Annotated in this window: 2 protein-coding genes and 1 pseudogene; all 3 read left to right on the forward strand. The window is 38.8% G+C overall.

The annotated features are described in order from the left end of the window. Positions 1-18: 18 nt before the first annotated feature. The 3 genes and pseudogenes from A372_RS38175 to A372_RS0100330 all read left to right on the forward strand — a co-directional run bounded on the left by A372_RS38175 (position 19) and on the right by A372_RS0100330 (position 1,342). Positions 19-120 carry a hypothetical protein gene (locus A372_RS38175; RefSeq protein WP_237728454.1) on the forward strand — a complete coding sequence of 34 codons (102 nt, stop codon included), beginning with the start codon at positions 19-21 and terminating at the stop codon, positions 118-120. After that, positions 99-510, forward strand: a pseudogene (locus A372_RS35730) (transposase); the annotation flags it as partial. The gene A372_RS38175 and the pseudogene A372_RS35730, both read left to right, overlap by 22 nt. Positions 511-688: 178 nt before the next feature. Further along, on the forward strand, positions 689-1,342 hold the full coding sequence (locus A372_RS0100330) for a hypothetical protein (RefSeq protein ID WP_237728453.1): 654 nt from the start codon (positions 689-691) through the stop codon (positions 1,340-1,342). Positions 1,343-1,615 lie beyond the last annotated feature (273 nt).

Raw genomic sequence — 1,615 nt, forward strand, 5'->3', positions numbered from 1 at the left:
AGTTACTCACATTTTAACATGTTCGAACGGGGGAGGCTAGGGCTCCTGTACAGCCAGGGCTTGTCCACCCGAGTCATAGCGAGGGAACTAGGACGAGCTGGTTATACTCAGGCCTGTTAGTGCAAGGTGATATTGAGATTCTTCGTCACAAAGGAAAGCGACGCAAGCCAATAGAAACGCGTGGACGGTTCAATATCGGCAGAACGATCAACCAGCGTCCCAAGGAAATCCGAAAGCGTGAGAGTTTCGGACACTGAGAACTCGATACAGTCGTATCCAGTCGTGGTAAAAGCAAAGCCTGCGTAAGTAGTTAAGGATTATCCATCAGCCACGTTTCAAACGGTAACCGTGGATCGAGGGAAAGAGTTCGCTTGTCATCAAAACCTTGCTATGGTCACAGAGGAAGAACTTTCACATGCAATAGAATTAATTAATAACCGTCCAGGGAAATGCCTCGGGTGGAAAACTGCTTACGAATCATTCATGAGTGAACTGTCGCACTTGGCTTGACAACCCGTCATCCAAATGAAGTTCATTGAAGAATTTGCTCCTAGAATCCTTTCCTATGTGCTATTTTAGAAAAATTTTAAATCAATCCTTATAAAACGATACGTTTTGTCGAGTCAATAATACTTTCAAACTATATAAAACCCAAGATATTCCCCTTATCATAAAAAGTGCCACAAAGGTGTTATTATTGAAAAAGTTGTATATTCTATTTATCCCCATTTGTCTTTCGGTTGCTTTTAGTGTTCCTCTCACTTCTGCAGCTGAAGTCAGTGCAGAATCCCCACCTGCATACTATGAAAGAGTTATAAGTATCTTAAAGGAAAACAATATTGATTTTCAGATTGTAGATGGTAATTTGATGTTAAGCCAAACATCACCTGAAGTTGTAACTAAGGTCAATAATTTACTTGGATCGCACTCTCAAATCAACCATAGCGCTAAAGCTGCTACTTCTTATCCAACTCCTTATACTCACATGAAACTCTATGATATTATAGACTCTAAAAAATTTACAGCGGCAACAAAAACAGCTTTTGCAGCAGTCTTTGCTACTTGGGCGAAAAAGATAGCAACACCTTGGCAAGAACTTGTTGCAGTCGCAGTTGGTGGATACGGCGTGTATTATTTCGTAAATTCTGATACAGAAGACTTATATACTTTTATTAAATACTACTATCGAGAATTAGGACCTGGATTTTTTGATATGAACGGTACTTTCATTGGAGACTATGAAATCAAAAAAGAAACGAGAGTTACAAAAAATTCAAATGGTACTGGCGGTTCCTATGAAAAGGATGAAAGAAAATCTACAATAGTAGAACCCTGGTTCTGAGACGAGATGATTAAATATTGACATACTTTATTTTTTTCATAATCAACTTTGTTGCAGCTTACTTTATCTACGATGAACCAAACTATGTTAAGCCTTTATTGCAATCTGTTATTTTATTGATTCTGGTTGTTATTATAGATTTAATTAAGCGCAACAAAAAGAAAAGAAAAAATCAATCGAGTTAGGGGGCCAAGCCTCCGTCTTCTTACACACTTACAAGTGGCTCCGTCTACGGCGGTTCCGCAAGGTTTACCAAGTTCTAGATAACGTGAA

Source organism: Paenibacillus sp. OSY-SE (assembly GCF_000283315.1).
Classification (GTDB): Bacteria; Bacillota; Bacilli; order Paenibacillales; family Paenibacillaceae; genus Paenibacillus_B; species Paenibacillus_B profundus.